Source organism: Aphanizomenon flos-aquae FACHB-1287 (assembly GCF_014698755.1).
In the GTDB taxonomy this organism is placed as follows: domain Bacteria; phylum Cyanobacteriota; class Cyanobacteriia; order Cyanobacteriales; family Nostocaceae; genus Dolichospermum; species Dolichospermum flosaquae.
Genome location: NZ_JACJTO010000002.1, coordinates 166,329 through 188,015 on the forward strand (window position 1 = coordinate 166,329; position 21,687 = coordinate 188,015).

23 protein-coding genes and 1 tRNA gene are annotated in these 21,687 nt (G+C 36.8%); 16 read left to right on the forward strand and 8 right to left on the reverse strand.

Translation table 11 applies throughout. The annotated features are described in order from the left end of the window. Position 1: 1 nt before the first annotated feature. Positions 2-220, reverse strand: a complete 219-nt coding sequence (locus H6G44_RS01855) for a helix-turn-helix domain-containing protein (protein ID WP_190384843.1) — start codon at positions 218-220, stop codon at positions 2-4. Positions 221-435: 215 nt separating this feature from the next. Between H6G44_RS01855 and H6G44_RS01860 the strand changes: the two genes are divergently transcribed. From H6G44_RS01860 to H6G44_RS01875, 4 genes are all read left to right on the forward strand, one after another. Then, positions 436-1,629 (forward strand): DNA cytosine methyltransferase, encoded by a 1,194-nt coding sequence (locus tag H6G44_RS01860; protein ID WP_190384844.1) that lies wholly within the window; start codon positions 436-438, stop codon positions 1,627-1,629. Between the two features lie 130 nt (positions 1,630-1,759). After that, positions 1,760-2,608 carry a Uma2 family endonuclease gene (locus tag H6G44_RS01865; RefSeq protein ID WP_190384877.1) on the forward strand — a complete coding sequence of 283 codons (849 nt, stop codon included), beginning with the start codon at positions 1,760-1,762 and terminating at the stop codon, positions 2,606-2,608. Positions 2,609-2,718: 110 nt separating this feature from the next. Next, complete coding sequence (locus tag H6G44_RS01870) at positions 2,719-3,738, forward strand: ABC transporter ATP-binding protein (RefSeq protein WP_190384845.1); 1,020 nt, start codon at positions 2,719-2,721, stop codon at positions 3,736-3,738. 259 nt (positions 3,739-3,997) lie between these two features. Beyond that, positions 3,998-4,723, forward strand: coding sequence for a cyclase family protein (locus tag H6G44_RS01875; protein ID WP_311138905.1), 726 nt, complete (start codon positions 3,998-4,000; stop codon positions 4,721-4,723). Between the two features lie 691 nt (positions 4,724-5,414). Here H6G44_RS01875 and H6G44_RS01880 read toward each other — a convergent pair. Then, the gene (locus H6G44_RS01880; RefSeq protein WP_015083627.1) at positions 5,415-5,609 is read right to left on the reverse strand and encodes a hypothetical protein; all 195 of its coding nucleotides are present in this window, start codon (positions 5,607-5,609) and stop codon (positions 5,415-5,417) included. 790 nt (positions 5,610-6,399) lie between these two features. Here H6G44_RS01880 and H6G44_RS01885 point away from each other — a divergent pair. Together H6G44_RS01885 and H6G44_RS01890 are read left to right on the forward strand one after the other, a co-directional pair. Further along, positions 6,400-7,461 carry an SGNH/GDSL hydrolase family protein gene (locus tag H6G44_RS01885; RefSeq protein ID WP_190384846.1) on the forward strand — a complete coding sequence of 354 codons (1,062 nt, stop codon included), beginning with the start codon at positions 6,400-6,402 and terminating at the stop codon, positions 7,459-7,461. Positions 7,462-7,644: 183 nt separating this feature from the next. Beyond that, positions 7,645-8,484, forward strand: coding sequence for a hypothetical protein (locus tag H6G44_RS01890; RefSeq protein ID WP_190384847.1), 840 nt, complete (start codon positions 7,645-7,647; stop codon positions 8,482-8,484). A gap of 22 nt (positions 8,485-8,506) precedes the next feature. On the opposite strand, the gene nadA is transcribed toward H6G44_RS01890, so the two are convergent. Next, on the reverse strand, positions 8,507-9,472 hold the full coding sequence (gene nadA / locus H6G44_RS01895; RefSeq protein WP_190384848.1) for a quinolinate synthase NadA: 966 nt from the start codon (positions 9,470-9,472) through the stop codon (positions 8,507-8,509). A gap of 152 nt (positions 9,473-9,624) precedes the next feature. Here nadA and H6G44_RS01900 point away from each other — a divergent pair, with 152 nt between their 5' ends. The 4 genes from H6G44_RS01900 to H6G44_RS01915 all read left to right on the forward strand — a co-directional run bounded on the left by H6G44_RS01900 (position 9,625) and on the right by H6G44_RS01915 (position 12,903). Continuing rightward, positions 9,625-10,554 (forward strand): TIGR04168 family protein, encoded by a 930-nt coding sequence (locus H6G44_RS01900; protein WP_190384849.1) that lies wholly within the window; start codon positions 9,625-9,627, stop codon positions 10,552-10,554. A gap of 58 nt (positions 10,555-10,612) precedes the next feature. Continuing rightward, positions 10,613-10,697: transfer RNA gene (locus tag H6G44_RS01905), tRNA-Ser, on the forward strand. A gap of 228 nt (positions 10,698-10,925) precedes the next feature. Then, the gene (locus H6G44_RS01910; RefSeq protein WP_190384850.1) at positions 10,926-12,338 is read left to right on the forward strand and encodes an AAA family ATPase; all 1,413 of its coding nucleotides are present in this window, start codon (positions 10,926-10,928) and stop codon (positions 12,336-12,338) included. Positions 12,339-12,375: 37 nt separating this feature from the next. After that, entirely contained in the window at positions 12,376-12,903 is a 528-nt protein-coding gene (locus tag H6G44_RS01915) for a hypothetical protein (protein ID WP_190384851.1), read from the forward strand. A 2-nt stretch (positions 12,904-12,905) separates the two neighbouring features. Here H6G44_RS01915 and H6G44_RS20590 read toward each other — a convergent pair whose 3' ends face one another. Both H6G44_RS20590 and H6G44_RS20105 read right to left on the reverse strand, forming a co-directional pair. Further along, positions 12,906-13,112, reverse strand: a complete 207-nt coding sequence (locus tag H6G44_RS20590; RefSeq protein ID WP_311138906.1) for a winged helix-turn-helix domain-containing protein — start codon at positions 13,110-13,112, stop codon at positions 12,906-12,908. After that, on the reverse strand, positions 13,112-13,390 hold the full coding sequence (locus H6G44_RS20105; protein ID WP_242031615.1) for a transposase: 279 nt from the start codon (positions 13,388-13,390) through the stop codon (positions 13,112-13,114). Before H6G44_RS20105 ends, H6G44_RS20590 begins: the two co-directional genes overlap by 1 nt. A 31-nt stretch (positions 13,391-13,421) precedes the next feature. Here H6G44_RS20105 and H6G44_RS20465 point away from each other — a divergent pair, with 31 nt between their 5' ends. Together H6G44_RS20465 and H6G44_RS01925 are read left to right on the forward strand one after the other, a co-directional pair. After that, positions 13,422-13,547 carry a hypothetical protein gene (locus H6G44_RS20465; protein ID WP_276513823.1) on the forward strand — a complete coding sequence of 42 codons (126 nt, stop codon included), beginning with the start codon at positions 13,422-13,424 and terminating at the stop codon, positions 13,545-13,547. A 168-nt stretch (positions 13,548-13,715) separates the two neighbouring features. Next, the gene (locus H6G44_RS01925) at positions 13,716-14,471 is read left to right on the forward strand and encodes a GDYXXLXY domain-containing protein (RefSeq protein ID WP_190384852.1); all 756 of its coding nucleotides are present in this window, start codon (positions 13,716-13,718) and stop codon (positions 14,469-14,471) included. 231 nt (positions 14,472-14,702) lie between these two features. On the opposite strand, the gene sppA is transcribed toward H6G44_RS01925, so the two are convergent. From sppA to purE, 3 genes are all read right to left on the reverse strand, one after another. Continuing rightward, positions 14,703-16,520: a signal peptide peptidase SppA gene (gene sppA, locus H6G44_RS01930; RefSeq protein ID WP_190384853.1), complete on the reverse strand. Its 1,818-nt coding sequence runs from the start codon at positions 16,518-16,520 to the stop codon at positions 14,703-14,705. 67 nt (positions 16,521-16,587) lie between these two features. Then, positions 16,588-17,637: a type 2 isopentenyl-diphosphate Delta-isomerase gene (gene fni / locus H6G44_RS01935; protein ID WP_190384854.1), complete on the reverse strand. Its 1,050-nt coding sequence runs from the start codon at positions 17,635-17,637 to the stop codon at positions 16,588-16,590. 106 nt (positions 17,638-17,743) lie between these two features. Beyond that, positions 17,744-18,253, reverse strand: coding sequence for a 5-(carboxyamino)imidazole ribonucleotide mutase (gene purE, locus H6G44_RS01940; protein WP_190384855.1), 510 nt, complete (start codon positions 18,251-18,253; stop codon positions 17,744-17,746). Between the two features lie 47 nt (positions 18,254-18,300). Here purE and nagA point away from each other — a divergent pair, with 47 nt between their 5' ends. From nagA to H6G44_RS01960, 4 genes are all read left to right on the forward strand, one after another. After that, complete coding sequence (gene nagA, locus H6G44_RS01945) at positions 18,301-19,473, forward strand: N-acetylglucosamine-6-phosphate deacetylase (protein WP_190384856.1); 1,173 nt, start codon at positions 18,301-18,303, stop codon at positions 19,471-19,473. Between the two features lie 219 nt (positions 19,474-19,692). Then, complete coding sequence (gene miaE / locus H6G44_RS01950) at positions 19,693-20,292, forward strand: tRNA-(ms[2]io[6]A)-hydroxylase (protein WP_190384857.1); 600 nt, start codon at positions 19,693-19,695, stop codon at positions 20,290-20,292. 76 nt (positions 20,293-20,368) lie between these two features. Next, positions 20,369-20,968 (forward strand): recombination mediator RecR, encoded by a 600-nt coding sequence (recR, locus tag H6G44_RS01955; protein ID WP_190384879.1) that lies wholly within the window; start codon positions 20,369-20,371, stop codon positions 20,966-20,968. A 17-nt stretch (positions 20,969-20,985) separates the two neighbouring features. Continuing rightward, positions 20,986-21,603 (forward strand): tetratricopeptide repeat protein, encoded by a 618-nt coding sequence (locus H6G44_RS01960; protein WP_190384858.1) that lies wholly within the window; start codon positions 20,986-20,988, stop codon positions 21,601-21,603. The last annotated feature ends 84 nt before the right edge of the window (positions 21,604-21,687 follow it).

Genomic DNA, 21,687 nt, shown 5'->3' on the forward strand with positions numbered 1-21,687 from the left:
TTTATTCAACTCCCTCCAATAATTCACTTGCAGAAATTTCTAATGCGCGAGCTATTGCTAAAATATTATCTAAACTAATATTGCGCTCACCTCTTTCAACAGCACCAACATAAGTACGGTGCAAATCCGCTTTTTCTGCTAGTTGCTCTTGTGAGAGTTCTAACTTTGTCCTAAGTTGTTTAATATTGCTACCCAATTTTTTTCTTGCCTGATTGTCCATAAATCAAACAATCTGTTTTCAATCATCAAAAATCTACAGCCGATAAGTAGCATCTAGCGGTAAAATGGTAGTAGAGCAACTATAACAATAGTTACTTACGATTAACTGTATTTATTAGGTACTAGTAAATTTAAATTCTCTTGACTTCCAAGGGGATGTTTGAAAACCTGGAAAAGGTATAATTTGTCATATAGTAATAACTTTCAAAAACAATAATGATCAATAATCAACCTATTTGCATTTCCCTATTCACAGGTGCTTATGGCTTAGATTTAGGACTAGAACAAGCAGGATTTCATACTGTTAGTGTAGTTGAAAAAGATAAAGATACAGTTAAAACAATTGCGCTTAATAGACCTCATCTCCAAGAAAGTGCTATTCCCAGAGAATTAGAAAAAGTTTCTTCCCAAGAATTACTAGAAGAAGGAGGAAGAGTTTTAAATTTAGGTCGTGCTTTACTTCCAGGAGAAATAGATTTAGTCACGGGTAGTCCCCCTTATCAGCCATTTAGCACCGCAGGAAAACGGGGTTCAGTTATGGACCCACGGGGGAGTTTATTTATGGATTTTATTCGCATTGTGAAAGAAGTCCAACCCCGATTTTTCTTAATGGAAAATGTCAGAGGGTTACTTTCTGCTTCTTTGCGTCATCGTCCTATTAATCAAAGAGGAAAAAATTACCCAGCTTTAGAACTTGATGAAATGAATGGTGCAGCTTTAAAAGTAGTTTTAGCGGAAATGAATGAATTAGGCTATAACGTAGTTTATAACCTATTAGAAGCCGCAGATTATGGTGTTCCTCAAAATAGATCCCGTGTAGTTTTTATTGGTTCTAGAGATGGTGAAGCTGCTACATTTCCTCTCGCTAAATATAGTAAAGATGGGAAAATTTTACCAAAGTGGAGAACTTTAAAAGATGCGTTAACAGATTTTGTTGATATCCAACCAGAATTTATTAGTTATTCAGAAAATAGGCTCAAGTTTTTAAGATTATTACAAGCGGGACAAAATTGGCGAAATTTACCAGAAGAATTACAAAGAGAAGCAATGGGAGGTGCTTATAATTCCGGTGGGGGAAAAGTCGGTTTTTACAGAAGATTATCTTGGGATAAACCTTCACCAACAATCACAACCAGTCCCCAACAAAAAGCTACAGATATGTGTCACCCTGTAGAATTACGTCCTTTAACTGTGCGCGAGTCTGCGAAAATTCAAACTTTTCCTGATGATTGGATTTTTCATGGTTCAATAAGTTCTAAATACAAACAAATTGGTAATGCAGTTCCAGTATTACTCGCTAAAGAACTTGGTGAATATCTGATTTATTTAATGCAGGGAAATAAACCAAAAGGAAAAAAAGTTACTGAACAACTCTCTCTATTTTCTTTAGAGAATTTACTTTGCAGCTAACTCAGCCAATTTATGATCATATTCAAGATGAATCATATCCCAAAATTTTTTACCAGCTATGGGAGGAATTTTATAATTGTCATATCCATCACAAGCTATACTAGAATTTAATCCCTTATTTGTGTTTCCTATGGTTGTAAGTGCTTCGACCACCAAAATCACTTGGGAACTCTTACCCGAAGACTTCGTTTTAGACGATGAACCTGTGGATAATGTCAATCAACCCAGTCTAGCAGCCGCGCTCACGGAAAGCCTAGAACTGGCTGGTAAACTTCCAGAAACTGCCCTCGCTACTACCAATTACGGCATCTGTGCCACCGTAAATGGTAAATTTGTCATCAAAGCCCCTGACTGGGCTTACGTGCCGCAAATTACAGTATCTAGAGAACAAATCCAACGCAGTTACACCCCCCATAAACAGGGACAAATTCCTGCGGTGGTTATGGAATTTCTTTCCGATAGCGATGGTAGTGAATATTCTAATAAACACACTTATCCCCCCGGAAAATGGTTTTATTATGAACAAGTTTTACAAGTTCCTAACTACATCATTTTTCAACCAGATATCGGTGAATTAGAAATATATCACTTGCATGAAAATGGACACTATAAATTGCGTTTCTCAGATGAAAATAACCGTTACTGGTTAACTGAAATGAAATTATTTATTGGTGTTTGGCCCGGAAAACGCGAAAACCGTCAAGGTTACTGGTTACGTTGGTGGGATCAAGATGGTAATTTGCTACTTTGGGGTTCTGAGTTAGTGCAGCAAGAACGATTTGCTAAGGAACAAGAACGACTTGCTAAGGAACAAGAACGACTTGCTAAGGAGCAAGAACGACTTGCTAAGGAACAAGAACGACTTGCAAAAGAAACTGCCCAACAAGAAGCGAATCAAGAACGACTTGCAAAAGAAACTGCCTTAAAACGCTTGGAAGAGTTAGAAAAACGCCTTCGAGATGCAGGTATTTCCGACTAACTTCCATTGAGATCCCCGACTTATTAAAGAAGTCAGGGATCTTTGATCGCTCAACTTGTACAATAGAAAATAGATTGTTGCGAATTGTATAGTTAAGGATTATAGCTGTCATGGCTGCCGCCGTTCTCATCGAAAATCTAAAAAAATCCTACGGTAATGTAGTCGCAGTCCAGGATGTCTCCTTTCAAGTGCAACCAGGAGAAATATTTGGACTCCTAGGACCAAACGGAGCGGGAAAAACAACCACTCTCCGGGCTTTGTGTACCCTGACAACCCCTGATACTGGCAAAATTGAAATTTCAGGCATTTCTGTACTAGATCACCCCAAATTAGCCCGTCAAAGGCTGGGTTATGTAGCCCAGGAAGTAGCTTTAGATAAAGTCCTGACTGGTCGGGAGTTACTACAATTACAGGCCGCTCTGTATCATCTTCCAGGTGCGCTAATCAAACAGCGAATTAATACTATTCTCGATTTACTGGGTTTACAAGAATACGCAGATAAAAAAACTGGCACTTATTCCGGTGGTTTACGTAAACGCTTAGACTTAGCCGCAGGTTTACTCCATGCACCGGATGTGTTAGTATTAGACGAACCCACCGTAGGCTTAGATATTGAAAGTCGAGTGATAGTCTGGAATTTCCTGCGTCAATTGCGGGCTGCGGGAACTACTGTGGTAATTACCAGCCATTATTTAGAAGAAGTTGACGCTTTAGCTGATAGAGTGGCAATCATTGATAGAGGTTTGGTTATTGCTAATGGTACACCTTCTCAGTTAAAAGATCAAGTAGGTGGCGATCGCATCACTTTAAGAATCCGCGAATTTTCACCTCCAGAAGAAGCCGAAACCGCTAAAAACCTCTTAGCAGCTTTACCTTTTGTGCAAGAAATTATCATCAATAGCGCCCAGGGTAACTCCCTAAATTTGGTAGTTACACCGCAAAATGATGCTTTAATCACGATTCAGCAAGTATTAAATAATGCCAATTTACCAATTTTTGGTATCGCCCAATCTCGTCCAAGTTTAGATGATGTTTACCTAGCAGCAACCGGAAAAACCCTAATGGACGCGGAATTAGCTGCTGTAGCCAATCGTGATCCTAAAACTGAGAAAAAGCAGAATATGAGATAGCAATAAACAGGGAATAGTATAATGTAGGGTGCATTTTCCCGTTCCCATACTCCGTATGGGAAAATTCTAGAAGGTTTGTACTAATTTTAATTCTAGAGGCAAAATTAACTTTTTCTTATTTAAACCTTAACTTCTTTAGTCCTCACTAAGTATTATATTCACTTTTTCCTGCAAAATCAAAACTCTCCCCAAGGGCCTGAGAATTAAAAGGTTTGGGGGGATTACTTTTTATAAATTCCTGAACTTACGAGTAAATCCTGTGATTAGTCAACCCCTCTCATATTCAAGTAATATACATTACTCTCGCGCCGTTCATCTCAGTCATCTAATTGATACAGATATACCCAGATGGATAGGTGATCCTCCCGTAGAATTTACCAGTGTTGCAGAACTTAAAAATGATGGTTATTACTTACGACGCTTTTCTTTAGGAGAACATAGCGCCACTCATATTAATGCTCCCAATAGTTTTTACGCAGACTGTGCAAGTGTTGATCAGTACCCAGCGGCATCATTAATATTACCTGCTATAGTTATCAATATTTGCGAACAAGCTGCAGCCAATTCCGATTATGTTTTGACAATTAGTGATATCCAAGCTTGGGAAAATGAATTTGGGGAAATTACCGCAGGTAGTTTAGTAATACTATATACTGGTTGGCAAGAAAAATGGTTAAATCACAAGGCCTTCTTTGGACAAGACACAGCCGGAAAAATGCACTTTCCCGGTTTTGGCTCTCAGGTAACTGAGTTTTTAATTACACATAGACATATTGCTGGCTTGGGTATTGATACTCATGGTGTAGATTCGGGACAGGACAGCAATTTTACCATTAATCGTTTGCTGTTAGAGCGAGGGCTAATTGTTCTAGAAAATCTCACCAATTTAGATCAATTACCACCCCAACATACTACTGTAATCATAGGAGTTATCAGATTAAAGGGTGGTTCTGGTTCTCCCGCTGCGGTAATGGCATTGTTTTAAATTTTTACTTTTCCGCGATTTTCATCAACCCCCTTAACTGATCATCAATAATACCAAATATCAAGAGTCAGAAGACTTTTAAAATCGGAATTCACAGAAATAATTGAGATATTAAAGCCTTATAACCAGAGTATACAAAATTACTCAAAAATGGTTATAAGGCTAAAATATTTTACCAATGGTAATAACTGACTAATTTTCCAAAAACAGCACCGAAACTCAATAAAACTCTCACGATATCCATAGAGTTTCAGCTTTTTGGGAAGGGAAGTCAATTAGCAATGATGTTTTAGTTAATTTCCCAAAAATAAGCAGAGGTATTCCGCAAAATTTGCTGGAAATTGCCACTATCAAACCCAATATTGCTGATTTGCATTACTGTAAATCAGCAGAAATAAAACCCTATCCAGCACAGTTTTCTGAACTTTCACTGAGTTATTTATTAAATTTTTCACAGATGAAGAGGATCTAAAAACTAGATCCCTTCGCTGCTTTTAACTCAACGGAGCTTGTTCCTGTGAATTAACAAGAATGTTGGTTAAGTTTGGACTTGAACGAGAACTATTTTATGGGAAATTCCTACGGTTTTAGTCAAAAGTAGAGATTTTATCAAATATACTACTACTTTTGCTATTTTTTAAACCATGAACTGAAGGACAGAGACTTAGAATTTAGACTCTTACCAGCAGTTTTAGATTTCACCATTGACCTGCATTTGATGAACCTGATCTGCCAATTCTTGACAATTCTGATCATCTAACTTATCAATTGCCAACATTCCCATGAGAATAACCTCTTTTAAGGTTAAGCGAGTTGAATGTGCCTGTTTTTGCACAATCTCCTTGATGATGGGACTAACACCGATTGCTGTACTAGCTCTAGCCACGGGATAAAAAGAAACACTAATGACTTCCGATAAATAGTAGCACTTTTTGCGAAGTTATTCTATATCCCTGGAACTGATCTACTTTAGTTTCGATAAATCTTTATATGTCTAATCCAGACTTTAGACAACAAACAGACTTAATAATTCTGCAAATCTAACTTTCTGACGACGGGTATAACTCTTCTGTAGCAAGCATTTCCACGATTTACTTATTGTTATTATTTGCGGTTATGTTATTCAAAATACACAATAAAATTACATATTTTTACTTATATTAATAGTAAAATTTTTTAAGTAGTAAGTATGAATAAACATATATATCTAAAAGATAGAATATGCCGTATAACCCTTATAAATAAGGGATTATAACTTTTTATCCTCCAATATCTTACCAATAAATATTAATGCTGACATAATTATTTATTAGTCTTTCTTATGATTCAGATCATAATCAATTGGTAATTGTCATCTACCAAAAGTATGAGGTTCAGAAATTAGTAAATATTTAAGCTCTAAGTGGTGGAAAAAAGATGGTGATAGATAGACAGACAAAAGCTTAAAATGATTATACAGCAACACTTTTAAGCTTATAAATTCCAAAATCTAGCATTCTTTAATCATAACTATAGAGGGTAGCTGATAGGTCAGGGAATCCGATATAGTTATATTGTTTAAGAATGTTAAATATTGTGAACTAGGAAAATAAACAGAAATCCAAATCTTCCTGAATTCACCTATTTATGTCCGTCATAAGAAAAATTAGTGAATACTCACAAGGAACAAAATAAACATGAGCGAACCTTATCTGTTAGCTGCGAGTTTATTAACAGGGCTAATAATACAGACATCAATAATTCCCCAGCAACCTAACCTTCCTCAAAATTCCCCACCCTTAGTAGATTTAGTGCAGGGTTTCCAGTCTAACCACAGCCAAAAAACCGCTCCCGGCCAAATTGCTGCACCTGAATTTAGTTATCAAACCTTGTTACCCATGCAAGAATTATCAGCTATTGAAATGAATATCCCCAGTTTAAGGATTCTGTTATCAGAATTTAGACCCCAGGAGTTATTCACACCGGTAAAATCATCATTTAACTTCGATTTCCCTACAACTAAGACTAAATTACCTATTTCCAGTAATCAACTTTACCGACAAAGGTTAGCATCACTTAAGAGTGGTCAAATTTATACACGAAATGATAATGAAGAGAATTTAGAATCATCTGGGCAGTTAAGGAAAGCATTTAAACCAACTTATGAAGATTGGAAAAATTTATTAGCCATGGAAGCTAAAGCTATTACCAAGGGACAAGGTGCAAATCGTTTAAGCATCTTAGTGGGTGATTCTTTAAGTCTGTGGTTTCCCAAGGACAAATTACCGACGGGGAAATTATGGCTAAATCAAGGCATATCTGGAGATACCACCGAGGGCGTTTCTAAAAGATTGTCGGCATTTTCCGCAACCAAACCAGATGTAATTTACTTAATGGTGGGAATTAACGATTTACGTAAGGGTGCTACTGACAAAGTAATTCTAGTAAATTCCTCACGAATTATTTATAACTTGCGTCGGAAGCATCCCACCAGTAAAATAATTGTCCAATCGATTTTACCTGTACGCTCTCAGAAAATTCTCAATAGTCGTATTCGTCATATTAACGCCCAACTTGCTATAATTGCCGAAAAACAAGGGGTTAATTATCTGAATATTCATAATTGGTTTACGGACACTGATAGTAACTTGCGCCCTGAATTAACTACAGATGGGTTACATTTATCTCTAGCAGGGTATCAAATATGGCAATTTGCACTTGAGCAAATAGAATATAGAGTAGCTCAAATTTACAATTGATATATACAAATTGAAGGTATATTAGCGTAAGTTGCTAGTAGGAAAAAGGCAAGAGGCAAGAGGTAAGAGGCACAAGAAAAAAGTGCTGACCAATTACCAATTACCAGCCTAAATATAGATAACTGGTAACTTTAGTTATTTTATTTAACAGGTCAGGGTGTGAGAGCTATCACTAAACATAAAATGTTAGATCGGATAAATGATATCGCTTGGCAAGCCCACCAGGGCAGCGTTGCGGCAATTATTCAAGTTTTGAATGAAAGACTAATTATCTCCGGTGTGAGAGCCAGAGCAGTCTTTGCAGGTGGTGTTTTACAGCTTTTGTGTGAAGCGGCCACGGTGGAGCGACTTGAGCAACCTTCCTTAGTACCAAAAATTAAAGAAATTTTGGAGTCAATTGCACCACGTCATATTCGCAGAGTTAATATTAATACTCGAATTGTTCAAGAAGACCAATTATTATGGTTGGTAGAAATGAACAGTGATACTGATAGTCAACTGCTGTGGTCACAGGAAATTATCCTATCTCAACCAAATTTATTTCAGCAGTTAATTCCCAATTTCACTGAAGTTTATACCAAATCCAGAAAACCGATTTTAGTTCAACCCCAGTCTTTACTAAAGAATCAGAACCAAGGGAAAATTTCCATTAAAACTTTAATTATGGGGGTTTCCGGTTTATCTTCAGTAATTGTACTAGCTTGGCTGTTGGGTTCTCAATCTTCCCAAACAACTAACCCAAGACCAGGAGAATTATCACGTCCTCCTGTCCAAGGTTTTTCTATTCTAGCTGATGATCCCTTTGTTGTCTCTGTGCGACTTGCTAACCAAGCTACTGCTACTACTAAAATGGCTATAACTTCAACTCAGTGGTTAGAACTAGCTGCTACTTGGCAACGGGCTTCTGATTTAATGGGTCAGGTTTCCCCCAGTCACAGCCGCTATCAAGAATCACAAATTAGAACTAAGCTGTATAAAAAGTATAGTGAGGCAGCGCAGAAGGAAGCTCAAAAGAGGAAATAGCAAGTTAAATTTTTAACTTTAACTAGACACTCATTTCTAACATTCGTTGCATTGGTTGCAGTGCGGCTATCCGAATTTCTTCTGATAAAGTAATTTCTGGAGTGCGGTTTTTCATGGCTAAATACAGTTTTTCTAGGGTATTTAGCCGCATAAATGGACATTCGTTACAGTTGCAATCACTTTGGGGGGGTGCGGGAATAAAGTGTTTGTTTGGTGATAGTTTTTGCATCTGGTGAATGATTCCTGGCTCTGTAGCCACGATGAATTCTTGACTAGGGCTGGTTTGACAATAATTGAGTAAGGCGGCTGTAGAGCCAATATAACTGGCATGGCGTAAAATGCTGGTTTCACATTCGGGGTGAGCGATCGCTTCCGCGTTAGGATGTGTAATTTTTAACTGGACTATTTTCTTTTCGGAAAAGGTTTCATGGACAATACAGCTACCTTGCCATAATAGCATTTCCCGTCCTGTTTGTTCGATTACATACCTTCCTAGATTCCGATCTGGGGCGAAAATAATCGGCTGTTCTTTGGGTATTTGCTGGACAATTTTCACAGCGTTGGAACTGGTGCAGATAATATCGCTCATGGCTTTGATTTCTGCTGAACAGTTAATATAAGAAATAACTAAATGGTCTGGATATGCGTTTTTGAACTCCGCAAACTCTTGGGGAGGACAACTATCTGCTAAAGAACATCCTGCATTGATATCTGGTAATAAGACCAATTTATCAGGATTGAGGATTTTCGCTGTTTCAGCCATGAAGTGAACACCGGCAAAAACAATAACATCGGCTTTGGTATTGGCTGCGGCTCTGGCTAATTGTAAGGAATCGCCAATAAAGTCGGCAATATCTTGAATATCAGGATCTTGGTAGTAGTGGGCTAATATTACCGCGTTGAGTTCTGTTTTTAGCTCCGCAATGGCAGTAAATAGATCTAATGGTAAAATGGCTGATTTTGGTTGAGTAAGTGTAGTTGTAAACACAATTAAAAACTGCTTTTTTGTACAATTAAGATTACCTTGTAAATTCTATTATAGTAGTTTTTACCAAAAATAGGAGGGTATTGATCTTAGTAATTTATGTCCAAATCCGGTGGAGTTTCATATCCTGGAAATATACGGTTTTTTAAAGTGGCATGACCAGTCAGAAAAATCAATCAAAATCTGTCAAAATTGCTGTAATTGGCGATGTTCACGACCAATGGGAAGCAGAAGACGGTATAGCACTCCAGCATCTCGGTGTTGACTTGGCGCTATTTGTCGGTGATTTTGGGAATGAGTCGGTGGAGGTGGTAAAAGCGATCGCTTCCCTGGATCTTCCCAAAGCAGCGGTAATGGGCAATCATGATGCCTGGTACTCGGCAACTGAATGGGGACGCAAAAAATGTCCTTATGACCGCACCAAGGAAGACTGGGTACAGGAACAGCTAGATTTATTAGGATCGGCCCAAGTCGGTTATGGTAAGTTAGATTTTCCGCAGTGGAATTTAACAGTAGTGGGTGGTCGTCCTTTTACCTGGGGAGGATCTGAATGGCGATTTGCCCAAATGTGCCAAGAACGTTATGGTGTCTCTAGTTTGGAGGAGTCCGCAGATAAAATTGTTAAGGTAGTAAAAAGTGTTACTTGTGATCATATTATTTTTCTGGGACACAATGGACCGAGTGGTTTAGGCGATCGCCCGGATGACCCTTGTGGCAAGGATTGGCATCCTATTGGTGGTGATTTTGGTGATCCTGATTTTGCAGAAGCAATTTCTCAAAGTCTCAATATGAATAAAAGGGTTTCTCTAGTCGCTTTTGGTCATATGCACCGGACTCTGCGCTATACTAAGAAGCTGCAACGGAAGGCTGTGTTTAGAAATCCAGAAGGAACTATTTACCTAAATGCTGCTACTGTCCCCCGGATTATTCAACAAGACGGGATGAAGTTACGGAATTTTTCTCTGGTTTCTTTGGAGGATGGTTTGGTAACAAAAGCTTCTCTGGTATGGGTGGATCAGGGGTACCAAATCGCTGCTGAGGAAGTTTTTTATAATTCTTCAATTTCAGTAGTGCCAATTCTGTAATTATATGTTATGATCTTATTTGTCAGTTTTTGTATTGCACAATTCTGGCAAATACTCTGGAGAGGTGGCAGAGTGGTCGAATGCGTCCGACTTGAAATCGGATGAGGTGAAAGCTTCCGGGAGTTCGAATCTCCCCTTCTCCGTTTTTTTAGTTTTTATCTCACGCAGAGGCGCGGAGTCTCAGAGAAGAGCATAAGAGTTTGATTTGGAAATATTAAATTTGCTGTAAGGTAAGAGTTAGTTTTGCTATTATTCCAGATATAAACTTTTAAATATGTAATTCAGCAATAGGTATGATTTGCTGAATTTACGAATAATGGTAGGGTGTAGTCAATTGGAGATTTCTAACCCTAATTAAAATTAAATGTGTCATGAAAATAGAAATTGCTAACTTAGGTGTTATTGAAAAGGCAGAAATTGATTTAAAGCCTTTAACTGTCTTTATTGGTGGTAATGGAACAGGGAAAACTTGGACAGCTTATACTTTAGCCTCTATATTAGGTGAATATGGATGTGAGAGATATTGGCAAGCTTATCTGGATAAAAAGACTCAACAGAGATATCCCATTATAGATAATGCGGTTGAAGAATTTTTACAAGAAGGAACTGTTCGGATTGATTTAATTGAATTTGCTGAAGAGTTTATTGAAACATATATCAATGATGTTTCTGATTTAGCACATAGCTGGATGAATAAATTTCTAGCCACAGATCGTGTTGATTTTAAAAAGATGAAAGTGAGCTTTGATTTAGCAGTAGCTAAACCAGCAATATTAAATAATCTTAAAAAAGATTTTATAGATCAACAGTTATCTTTTGGTACTCAAAGTAAAGATACTTTACATATTCTCAAGGAATTAGGTGACAGTAAGATTTATTTATATATACTTTCAAGTTCCGAAGAAAATATTTTGAAAAAATTACCTAAAAGAGCCTTTGAGCAGATTTTACTTAAATTAATTTTTAGAACAATTCACAGGTTTTTTCATTTGGAAACTTATATATTTCCTACAGAAAGAACAGGAATTTTACCGCTCTTTTCTTCAGCTATAAAAATTAAAAATTACATAAATATTGAAGATATTTATGATGATGATCTTGATGAGAATGTAAAAAGTCTTTCATCTATGAAACTAAGCATACCAGTACAAGATTTAAAATTGACACTAGAAAGCATATACATAAAAACATCATCACAAAGAGAAAAAGAAATACAACTTTACCCAGAAGTTTTGGAATATCTTAAATTAGCAGAAATTTTAGAACATGATATTTTGGGAGGAAAAGTCAATATTGAAAATTCTAGCTTTGATCAAGAAATTCTTTATCAACTATCAGAAAATATTAAGTTAGAAATGACAGTTTCTTCTTCAATGGTAAAAGAATTAGCTCCGTTAGTTTTGTGTTTACGTTATTTCGCTGTACCAAATGAATTACTAATTATTGATGAACCAGAAGTGAATTTACATCCAGCAGCGCAAGTACAAATGATCGAATTTTTAGCAATGTTAGTTCAAGCAGGTTTGAAAGTGTTAATTACAACTCACAGCCCTTATATAATTGATCATCTAGCTAATTTAATGAAAGCTGCTAAATATGAAGATAAAGAAAGTCTCAAAGAACGATTTTATTTAGAGCGAACAGAAGCTTTTATTCCTCAAGAAAAAGTTTCTGTTTATCTATTTGAAGATGGTACAGCTAAAAATATATTACATGAAGACGGTAGGATAGATTGGGGAACATTTGGGAATGTTTCAGATGACATTTCCCATATTTTTCCATAATCACTCTTATAATCTTAAGTTCAGGAGTGATTTTAAAATGCCTTTCGATCATTTATTGTTATCATGTTGTTTACTACCAGGAAAAACAAGTCATAAAGAATATGGTGTGGAAGTAAGTTTACAACCAGCAAGTGGTGAAACAGTTTTATTTTTTCATATAGACGAGAAATCGAACCCTAATTGTAAATTTCGTAAATTATTAGGATTAGATAGAGAAGGAATGAAAATTTGTGATCTCATTGTATTTTATGCAAAAGACAATGAAAGGATTATCTGCTTTGTAGAATTGAAGGGTGGTGACATAAAAAGAGCTACAGAGCAAGTTAAAACTACATATTACTACTTTAACGAATTTCTCAAAAAGTTTAATTCATCATTAAAGTTTACTGCAAAAACCTATATTGTATATGATGGTTCTGCACCACAAGAATTTGATAGATACAAAGAAGAATTAAAGGCTAAGTTTGGTGAAGGGAACTATAGAATTTATAGAGATTCAGATTTAGGTAATTTTTTGCGAGGTGCGAAGTATCAACCGAAAGGAAAACCAAAGAAGGGTAAATAATTTTACCACTTTAGTAATTGCCTTATCAAATCAAAACGCATTTCTTGTACTCTTTGTGTTTTTTGCTCACTGGCTACTAAAGTTTTTTTACGTCTTAAATCTAAGCGTTTTAGAGTTCGGGATAAACTGGATATACTTACCTCTATTTTTGTTTGCTCCTTTATTGCTGCTTGAATTTCCCGTAAATATATATCATTCTGCTCTATCACTATTTTTTCAATAATTCTTCCTCTTTACCTTTAATTAAAGAACGGCGGTCTCCACCTTTAGGTTTGGGTTCTATTTTCCCCGTTTCTCTATATTGGCGGAAAAATTCACTGATAAATGATAGGCTCACTTTAAATCTCGCTGCTAACTCTCTTTGCGTGCCTTCTTTATTTTGGCAAGCACTTAATATTTTTTGTCTTATATCAGTCGAATATTTCAATCTCATGTGAAAATTTACGAGAATTGAAGCGGAACGCCATTCCAGTCCATCAGAAGCCATAATCGATAGTCAAAGTGTAAAAAGTGCGGCGATGGTGAGTCGGAAAATAGGATATGATGCGGATAAACAAATCAAAGGGCGAAAGCGGTTTATGACCGTTGGGGTGGATTCTGCGGATGTTAGTCGCCGCCGCCAATGTACCAGAGCGATGCTATGATCCGGATCATGGTGAGGTAATTAGCATAAAATCTTACCCCTCAAAACTTTTTAAACACCCTCTAAGACATATCCATAAATCTCTGCGTATAAATTCCTATCCAAAAATTAGCAGCAACGGGAAAAGTATTTTTTCCTATTATCTATTACTAATTACTAAATTAACCTCATGAAAAATGACTTCCCTGAACGCAAAAAAGCCTTAACTCCAGAAATGGAATTTTCGGAAAAGTTAACTTTTCGAGATTATCTAATTGCTACAGAACAAAAGGCTAATAAACCTTTACCGATTTGGCGATTAATTGCCCCTTTATTCTTTCAATTAGGTTTAATTTTGGCTGTACCTTCTCAAGCAATGTTTATAGACATGACTGGGAAAACAGTAATTTTGCAAACCGTATCTGTAAATTCTAATGATGTTATTCGGGGTTCTTCATTGAATTTAGATTATAATATTTCCCGTCCCGATACTTTAAGGAGGTTACCGGGTTGGAATGATTGGTTACGAAGAAATTCCCGTAGAGATAAGCAAATTTCCCAAGGAAGTATCTTATATCTAATTTTGCAAGAACAACAATCTTTTAATAGCGAAGCGCGACCTAGAAATCGAAATCAATTCCAGTCTTGGAAACCTGTCCGGGTAAGTAGTAATCGTCCTGGTTCTTTATCTAATAATCAGGCAGTTTTAAAGGGTAATTATGAAGACGGGTTAATTAATTATGGGTTGGAAAACTATTTCATTTCTCAAAAACAAAGACAGCAAATTAATGAGGATATTTCACAACTTCAAGAAAACGGAAATGGTAGAGAACAACCCATATTAGTTAAAATCAAAGTAGATTCTCAAGGTAATGCTGTGCTAACGGGTTTATCTATCAAAAATGCTTCTGGTAGAGGTAACTATCGCAATTATCGGTTTCAGTAAGTAAATATATCGTTTTCCAGTCTCATGAAGTACACAGCAATTTATTCCCTGTTCCCTGTTCTCTAAAACTAAAAAACTTTGTACCTCACAAGTATGGGAACTGCTATAAATAATCAGTAGTATTCTAGATTAGAAGCCATTAGTCTTGAGTTAATTTAGCCTAACTTTTGGTTTTTGGCTTCTTTATCTTCTTAGGAATAAATTGCCCTTTCGGTTTTTCTGTCTACTTACTTATTCAATTTTAAAGTTAATAGGTAAGCGAGTATAAAGCCCCTGAGGATCATTCATTGTTTGTAAAGTATTGATTTCCTGCTGGAATTTTGCCAACTCCTTTATTAAGAGATTGTGGTTTTTTATTTCAGCTTTTTCTATTCCTAATTTAGCTTTTACTTCATCTAATTTTTTACCCAATAACCTTTCCATAAAAGTACCAACTTGGGGATATTCTTCTAATTCCCAATTAGTGCCTAATTTTGCTTGTTTAGCTGCATATTCAATGGCTACATTTAAACCACCAATTTCATCAACTAAACCGATTTGTTTGGCTGCTATTCCTGACCAAACTCGTCCTTGAGCAATTTCTGCTACTTTTGCAGTTGGTAATTTTCTTCCTTGAGAAACTTTCTCTAAAAATAGATTATAAATGCGGTCAACACTGCGTTGGTAAACTGCTAATTCTTGGGGTGATTTGGGACGAGAAATGGTTTTTTGATCTGCATATTGGGACGTTTTTACTGTATCCCATGTTATGCCATTATTATTGCCTAACTTTTGACCATTAAATAATACACCAAAGACACCAATAGAACCTGTAATTGTATTAGATTGAGCAAAAATGCGCTGAGAGTCACTAGCAATCCAATAACCACCGGAAGCAGCCATATCACCCATAGAAACGATTACTGGTTTAACTTGATGAGTTAATTTAATTTCTCTTTGCATGACTTCGGCTGCAGTAGCACTACCACCAGGGCTATTAATTCGTAAAACTACGGCTTTAATTTGATCATTTTGCCTAATTTTTGAGAACATTTTGGCAAATTCATCGCTACCAATTGTTCCTTGATCACCGCTACCATTGACTATTTCTCCTTCTGCATAAACAATAGCAATTTTATTGTCTGATTTTGAAGATTTCCCAGGAACTTCTGCATAATCACCCAAACTGATTTTTGTGAATGTTTTATCTTTTTCATTCTTACCAGTTAATTTTTTTAAGTCGGTAAATACTTGATCTTCGTAAGCAATCATATCTACTAAACCATTAGATTTAGCTACCGTAGCTTCTAAAATTCCTTGACTATTAGCGATCGCTTGTAATTTTTGTGGTAGAATATTTCGGCTTGTACCCACAGATTTTTGCCATTCCCCCCAGACATCATCTAATAATTTTTGGGTTTGTTCTCGGTTCTCTGGGCTAAGTTTATCAAGAATTAATGGTTCTACTGCTCCCTTAAATTTACCCACCCGCACAATCTGCACACCAATACCGTATTTTTTAAATGCTCCTGCTAAAAACATTGGTTGTGAACTTAAACCGTTTATTTCCATTGTCCCCATAGGATTAACCACGATTTGATTAGCTACGGAACTTAAATAATATTCTCTTTTACTCCAATCTGAACTATAAGCAATAATTTTCTTACCAGTTTTGCGAAATTTTTCTAATGCTTGGCGAATTTCTTTTAAAGAAGCATAACCAACGGTACTATTAGTATTATTTCCATCTATATAAATACCAACAATTTTTGGATCATGTTCCGCTTTATCTAAGGTTTCCACAACTTTACGAAGTGTGATACTATTTTCCTGAACGCCAGTAAAAGTTTTTTCTACCAATTGACTGGATTCAGGTTCATTATCAGTGATTTTCATAGACAAGTCAAAAACTAACACCGACTTATCTTTAACTGTTGGAGAGGAATTTTGGGAACTAGCAATTGCAATCAACAGCAATAAGAATCCCAGTGTACTAACTCCAGAAAAAATTGTTAGTCCCAGTAAACTACCAAGTAAACTTGCCAAGGTTTGTTTAAGAAAATTAGTCATTTTTTATTAGCTATTAGTTATTGGTAATTAGTCATTATAAAACCAATGACTAACACATATTCTACTTCTATTCTACGCGCTGTAAACTCTTAGATTGCTTTAATTCGTACAAATTGCTGTTAGCAGTGCAAAATAAGACAGTAGTGATTTCAGCAATTAATACCTCTGTTAATTCTACCACAGCCGCTTCTGATACTGCTGCCGCCTTCAAGTAAGGCATTGCTAAACCAGCGATATCAGCCCCCAGTGCAATAGCTTTCGCTACATCTAAACCATGACGTAAACCTCCGGAGGCAATTAAAGGAATATGGGGATGATAATTGCGAATACTGGTAATACAATCTGCTGTAGGTATACCCCAATCTGCGAATGTCTGCCCCAAACGGCGCTGTAATGAGGTTTCTGCTCGTTCGCTTTCCACTAAAGCCCAAGACGTTCCCCCAGCACCAGCCACATCAATGGCTTGAACTCCAGCAGCTATGAGTTTTTCTGCTATAATTGCCGAAATCCCATTACCTACTTCTTTGACAATGATAGGGACTGGTAACTTACTGCATAAATCAGATATTTTGTCAAGTAGTCCACTAAAATTAGTATCACCTCTAGGTTGAATAAATTCTTGTAAAGGGTTAATATGTAAAATCAGGGCATCTGCAGCGATTAGATCAATAATTCGCAAACATTCATCAATGCCATATTTATAATTAAGCTGGACTGCACCTAAATTAGCAAACAGGAGAATATCAGGTGCATACTTGCGAACCACAAAAGTATCAGCAACTTGAGGTTTTTCAACCGCTACCCTAACAGATCCTACTCCCATGGCTAATTTGTATTCTTGGGCAACTTCAGCCAGACGACGGTTAATTATTCCCGCTTGTTCTGTGCCTCCAGTCATAGAGGAAATTAACAAAGGTGCATTGAGATATTTTCCTAGAAAGGTCGTACTCACATCAATATCTTGACCATTAAGTTCTGGTAAACAAGTATGAGTAAAGCGATATTTTTCTAACCCTGTGGTAATTGCTGGTGATTGGACATTATTTTCTAAACAGATACGGATATGATCTGCTTTACGATTTTGGGTTTGGGCCGGGGTGTTAATGGCAAGGTTCACAGCTAAATATGTAATTATGTGAATATTTATATTTTGCACTAGGACTTGGTAAATATAAATCTTGGCTAAATAAACAAAGCCCTATTCAGGGAATAAAGATGTATTATTATTGCCCATACTTTTTATATCCAAGCTGATCTAATTTTGCTTGCTTGTCCATGACCATATTATAAAGACCTTGGCGATAGGTTTGAACTTTTTCTAGTAATTCTGGTTGGTGAGTAGCGAGAATTTGTATAGCCAAAAGTCCAGCGTTTTGAGAATTACCAATCGCAACAGTAGCGACAGGTATTCCTGCTGGCATTTGTAATATAGAATATAAAGAATCTACTCCTTGTAAATTCTGAGTAGCGACGGGAACACCAATAACAGGTAAAGGAGTTAAAGATGCTACCATACCGGGGAGATGAGCCGCACCTCCAGCACCAGCGATAATTACCTTAATCCCGCGTTGATGTGCAGTTTTAGCATATTCAATCATCCGTTCTGGGGTACGATGGGCAGAGACAATGGCTACTTCAACCATAATACCAAATTCTTCGCAAATGGCGATCGCCTCCTTCATGGTAGGTAAATCAGAATCGCTACCCATGATAATACCAACTTCGAGACTCATATAATTAGGGAATAGGGAACAACTGAAAACTAACAAAATTAATACCCATGCTGGCAAATGTAGATATTATCAATGCAAAAATACCCGGTTATCAAGATCTACAAAGAATCTTGGTTAACCACAAAGGCATAATTGAGAAAATTATGCCCATGAATACAGCATGGGAACAAGTTACACCGCACAACTTACAAATTGTAGATGTAGCTAGGGACTGGATTTCTTTAGGTGGTGTGGATTTACAAATTAATGGTGGACTGGGTTTAGCCTTTCCTGAACTAACATCAGAAAATGCTGATATGCTGGCAAAAATTTCCTCATTTCTATGGAAAACAGGAGTTGATGGTTATTTACCAACTCTAGTTACAACCTCTATCGAGAATATTCAGCGATCGCTGGCCATCATCGCTAATTATACCTCCAGTTCACAAACTTCGGCAAAAATTCTGGGAGTGCATTTAGAGGGACCTTTTTTAAATTACTATAAACGCGGTGCACATCCAGCCGAGTATCTTCTACCTCTCACCATTAATCAAGTTAAACGAGTATTAGGTGATTATGCCCCTATAGTCAAACTCATCACCATTGCACCAGAATTAGATATTACAGGTGAAGTTATCCCCTATTTACGTTCGCTAGGAATTACTGTGAGTTTAGGACATTCACAAGCAACAGCCATAGAAGCTCAACAAGCCTTTGCTCAAGGTGCTACAATGATAACTCATGCTTTTAATGCCATGCCACCCCTACACCACCGTGAACCAGGGTTATTAGGCGCGGCCATGAATGATCCTGAGGTGTTTTGTGGTTTTATAGCTGATGGCCAGCACGTTGATCCAATGATCTTAAAAATTCTTTTGCGTGCCAGTGCTGGATTATTTATTGTTAGTGATGCTCTTGCACCATTGGGATTACCTGATGGTATTTATCCATGGGATACCCGACAAATTGAAATTATCAAAGGTACAGCCAGATTACAAGATGGTACTTTAACAGGAACAACTTTACCCTTATTAGTTGGGGTTCAAAATTTGATAAAATGGGGAATTTGTGAGGAGGAAACTGCCATTAACCTCGCTACAAATGCACCCAGACAAGCCATTAATTTATCAACTTTTGCTATCAATCAACCAGCGAATTTATTGCGCTGGAAATGGAATGAAGTTGCTAAAGAAATGGTTTGGAATCGGTTAACTGTCTCAACTATATTCTATGGAATTTGAGGATTTTTAAGAGATTGGGGACTTGATTAATAATATTTCTATGAATAGAAAGAAAGTTTTATCAAAGTCCACATTCGTAGACTACAAAAAGCAAGATTTTTGAACCCGCAAAGGCGGGTTTTATCTATGTAGATGCGAATTAGATTCGCCATTTTTTCAAAAGATTCTTTTATCTTAGATTAAAATTAATTATATTATCTAATTTGGAGTTTTCTGGCTGTGCTAAGTTCACCTTTACCCACAATCAACGCCCTCAAACAACCCACCAGTGATATTTGGGTAGAGCAAGCGATCGCCAACCTTGATATTATCTTACTAGATCACTCCCACTGTGAACGCAAAGCCGCAGGAGTAGCCCTAAATATGATGTTTCGCTATCCATCTCATGCTAAAATGGTCAGGGAGTTAACAGCGATTGCTCGTGAAGAACTAGAACACTTTGAACTCGTCAATCAATGGCTAGAACGTCGTAATATCAAACTTGCACCCCTATCCGCACCCCCCTACGGTGCAGGGTTAAAATCCCAGGTAAGGGGACAAGAACCCCAGCGATTTTTAGATTCCTTACTTGTTACCGGTTTAATAGAAGCCCGTAGTCATGAACGCTTAGGACTTCTAGCTGCTAACTGTCCAGAACCAGAATTAGCTCAATTTTACCGCAGTTTAATGGCATCAGAAGCCCGACATTTTGGCACATATTGGGTTTTAGCTGATACTTATTTTGACAGACAAACCGTCATGGATAGACTAGATGAATTAGCAGAAGTAGAAAGTCAATTATTATCAACCTTACACCCAGAACCGAGAATACATAGTTAGTCAGTTTTTCACAGATTCGCGGTAGACAAAACATAACTCATTTTAACTGTAAAATAGAAAAAACCCCGGAGGTAAAATTACGGTTTACGCACGTCCCCTAGCCAAATTAATCGAACAATTGCAACGGCTCCCTGGAGTTGGTCCCAAAAGTGCCCAACGTTTAGCTTTGCACATCTTAAAAAGACCAGAAGCAGAGGTAGAAGCCTTAGCCCAAGCACTGGTTGACGCAAAAAAACAAGTAGGTTTATGTCAAGTTTGCTTTCATTTATCATCAGACCCAGTATGCGAAATTTGTCGTCACCCTCAGCGAGATAATACAACTATTTGCGTAGTTGCAGATTCCCGTGATGTAATTGCCTTAGAAAAAACCCGCGAATATAAAGGTAAATATCATGTTTTAGGTGGCGTAATTTCCCCAATGGATGGTATAGGACCTGAACAGTTAACCATTCAAGCTTTAGTGAGACGGGTCAGCGAACAAAAACCCCAAGAGGTGATTTTAGCTATTAGTCCCAGTATCGAAGGGGAAACGACAACATTATATATAGGTCAATTACTAAAACCATTTACTAAAGTTACTCGTATTGCTTTTGGTTTACCCGTTGGTGGTGATTTAGAATATGCTGATGAATTAACTTTAGCAAGGGCATTAGAAGGACGAAGAGAGTTAGATTAAAAGTAGCAAATATCAAAATGTTTTTTAATTCCCTAGAAAATCAACTACAACACTGGCAAAATACAATTAACATTCAACCCAATAATGTTAATGCTTATGTTCATCGAGGTATGGTTTATTTTAAATTAGGAAAAATTGCCGAATCAATTCAAGATTTTGATCATGCAGAAAAGTTAGATATTCAAATTACTCCTTATCTTTGGCAACGGGGGTTAAGTTATTATTATGCAGAACGATTTGCTGAAGGTGCAAAACAGTTTGAAATTGATTTAACTGTTAATGCTCAAGATGTAGAGGAAACAGTCTGGAGATATCTTTGTATAGCTAGATTATCCGGTGTGACAGAAGCTCGTAATTCTTTATTACCTGTGAAAAATGATCCGCGAAAAATCATGAAATCTATCTATGATTTATTTGCAGGTAATTGTACAATAGATGATGTTTTAAATGTAGGAAAATTAACAGGATTAAAAGGTAAATTTTACAGCCATCTTTATTTGGGTTTATATTATGAAGCTGAGAATAATTTAGAGTTAGCGCAGGAATATATAGTTAAGGCTGCTGATGAGTATAAAATTGATGATTATATGTGGTATTTAGCCGTAGTGCATAAGCAGTTACGGAAATGGGAGTAATATATGAAATACAGTAGGGCTGATTCCTAGTAAAGAAAGCTGCTAAACAAGCTGAATCTGCTCTCAAAGTGTTAATCAACTCGT

Excerpts from the sequence above, each read along its gene's own strand:
- H6G44_RS01855 (WP_190384843.1), bottom strand. The coding sequence starts at position 220 with ATGGACAATCAGGCAAGAAAAAAATTGGGTAGCAATATTAAACAACTT.
- H6G44_RS01860 (WP_190384844.1), top strand. The coding sequence starts at position 436 with ATGATCAATAATCAACCTATTTGCATTTCCCTATTCACAGGTGCTTAT.
- H6G44_RS01865 (WP_190384877.1), top strand. The coding sequence starts at position 1,760 with ATGGTTGTAAGTGCTTCGACCACCAAAATCACTTGGGAACTCTTACCC.
- H6G44_RS01870 (WP_190384845.1), top strand. The coding sequence starts at position 2,719 with ATGGCTGCCGCCGTTCTCATCGAAAATCTAAAAAAATCCTACGGTAAT.
- H6G44_RS01885 (WP_190384846.1), top strand. The coding sequence starts at position 6,400 with ATGAGCGAACCTTATCTGTTAGCTGCGAGTTTATTAACAGGGCTAATA.
- H6G44_RS01890 (WP_190384847.1), top strand. The coding sequence starts at position 7,645 with ATGTTAGATCGGATAAATGATATCGCTTGGCAAGCCCACCAGGGCAGC.
- H6G44_RS01900 (WP_190384849.1), top strand. The coding sequence starts at position 9,625 with ATGACCAGTCAGAAAAATCAATCAAAATCTGTCAAAATTGCTGTAATT.
- H6G44_RS01910 (WP_190384850.1), top strand. The coding sequence starts at position 10,926 with ATGAAAATAGAAATTGCTAACTTAGGTGTTATTGAAAAGGCAGAAATT.
- H6G44_RS01915 (WP_190384851.1), top strand. The coding sequence starts at position 12,376 with ATGCCTTTCGATCATTTATTGTTATCATGTTGTTTACTACCAGGAAAA.
- H6G44_RS20105 (WP_242031615.1), bottom strand. The coding sequence starts at position 13,390 with ATGGCTTCTGATGGACTGGAATGGCGTTCCGCTTCAATTCTCGTAAAT.
- H6G44_RS20465 (WP_276513823.1), top strand. The coding sequence starts at position 13,422 with ATGGTGAGTCGGAAAATAGGATATGATGCGGATAAACAAATCAAAGGG.
- H6G44_RS01925 (WP_190384852.1), top strand. The coding sequence starts at position 13,716 with ATGAAAAATGACTTCCCTGAACGCAAAAAAGCCTTAACTCCAGAAATG.
- sppA (WP_190384853.1), bottom strand. The coding sequence starts at position 16,520 with ATGACTAATTTTCTTAAACAAACCTTGGCAAGTTTACTTGGTAGTTTA.
- purE (WP_190384855.1), bottom strand. The coding sequence starts at position 18,253 with ATGAGTCTCGAAGTTGGTATTATCATGGGTAGCGATTCTGATTTACCT.
- nagA (WP_190384856.1), top strand. The coding sequence starts at position 18,301 with ATGCTGGCAAATGTAGATATTATCAATGCAAAAATACCCGGTTATCAA.
- H6G44_RS01960 (WP_190384858.1), top strand. The coding sequence starts at position 20,986 with ATGTTTTTTAATTCCCTAGAAAATCAACTACAACACTGGCAAAATACA.